Raw genomic sequence first — 1,741 nt, 5'->3', positions numbered from 1 at the left:
ACGATCAGGTCGATCAGCCGGTCGGTGGCGATGATGGCCGCCAGGGTCGGGGCCAGATCGGCGCTCGCGGTGGCCCAGCGCCCGCGCGCGGCGCGCAGCAGCGGCAGCAGCGCCGCGTCGGCGGCCTTGCCGCGCAGCCCGGCGCTCTGCATGAGCTTGCCTCGGTTCTTCTGGATGGCCCGCTCGATCTCCTCCCAGGGCTGCTCCCAGAAGGAGTTGATCACCGTCTTCAGCGTCCACCCCTCGATGGCGCTGCCGGTCTCCTCCTCTAGCCAGCCGGTGAAGGCGGCCGCGCCGGCCTGCTTCTGCTTGTGCAGGGCGATCATGCGCTCGGCCAGGTGGGCCAGCAGGTCGTGGACGGCGTCGCTCTGCTCGTTGGCCGTGTCCGGCGCGCCGTCGGCGCCCTGCGGCAGCCGGGCGTCGGCCCAGGCCCACAGCGCCGCCCAGCGCTCGCGCCAGGCCCGCCAGCCCCCCATTGGCCCCCCCGCTTCGGCGGCTGAAGTCGCCTCCTGGGGGCCTGCGGCCGGGCGACCGCCTGCGCGGTCGCCCGCACCCGACCGCGCAGGCGGTCGGCCAGCCGTAGGCTCTGGAGCGGCCATTTCAATGGCCCGGAGCGGCCCCCGCTCGTGCAGCGCCACCGCCTCGCTCAGCAGCGCCGCCCGCTGCGCCGCCGGGGTGGTGAAGGCGATCCGGCGGATGGGGAAATCACCAAACGCGCCGACAGTGATTTGCGGAAATAGAATATCTTTTTCTCTGTATTTATTGACATGGTGAAAGCTTATCATTTTAGAGTTAATGACAGCACAAGCATAATAAAGACTAACGCTTCTATCACTCCTATATACTCCTATATATAATTGTTGATCTACAAAATATCTATCATCATCACAATATGCAACGATCCGACTACCTGATAAAATTTTTCGCACAAGTATCTTGTTGGATTCAAAAAATCTTCGCTCACGAGGGGCCGCCAACCAAGGCCCATAACTTATCCAAGATTTTTTACTCCATAAACTTTCATATCGAGCAATATTTTCACCAAGCAAAAGAGGCTCAAAAGTGTCATCTTTACGCATTTCAGAATGATATACTCTATTTTCAATTATGGCCTTAGTCTGTCCTCTAGCTTTATCATATGCGTTAATTCCACGAACTGTCTCAAAAATTGTGTCAACAGAAACAGCTTGTACCGCTATTTTGTCAAGAAGACACCGTATATCATTTGAAGCTGCAAAATCGATGCGGGCACTGCTATTTGTCAAAAAGGAGTTCTGAGGAATATCCTGGTAATGATGAGACTGCAATGAAATACTTGAAAATACAAACACTTTAACTGCCGAATCAGGCAAAGGATAGACAGGCTTGACAGAATACGTCAAAGTGTCTACTGATGCTTCAGAAAAAACAGCAACCGGGAAATCCGTGATAGATAATAGTGAGAATTTCTCAAGAATCGCACGCCGTAATTTCTCTGAGTAGATAGCTTGAGTCCAAGTATTAGGTACAATAAAGCTGTGTATACCTCTCTGATTAATAAGGTATAAGGCTTTTTCCATAAACAACTGATAGAGGTCTGCTTGGTAGGTAACTAACTCGAAAGTGGAGGCGAAATAATTTTTCAGCTCTAGATTACCTAAATCTCTTCCAGAAAGATACGGCGGATTCCCCACCACCGCATCGAAGCCCATCTGCTCGGCGGGCTTCCAGGCCCGCGTATGCAGGTCGATGAAGACTTCGG

Annotated in this window: 1 protein-coding gene; it reads right to left on the bottom strand. The window is 54.0% G+C overall.

Annotation, left to right across the window (positions count from 1 at the left end; translation table 11 throughout):
* Positions 1 to 1,741: TaqI-like C-terminal specificity domain-containing protein (locus tag K2Z83_RS28315; protein WP_220598520.1), on the bottom strand; the 1,741-nt coding region annotated here is incomplete at both ends.

The sequence above is a fragment of the Oscillochloris sp. ZM17-4 genome, assembly GCF_019599295.1.
Classification (GTDB): domain Bacteria; phylum Chloroflexota; class Chloroflexia; order Chloroflexales; family Chloroflexaceae; genus Oscillochloris.
The sequence above is the reverse complement of the archived record's forward strand: the minus strand, read 5'-3'. Positions and strand labels throughout refer to the sequence as shown.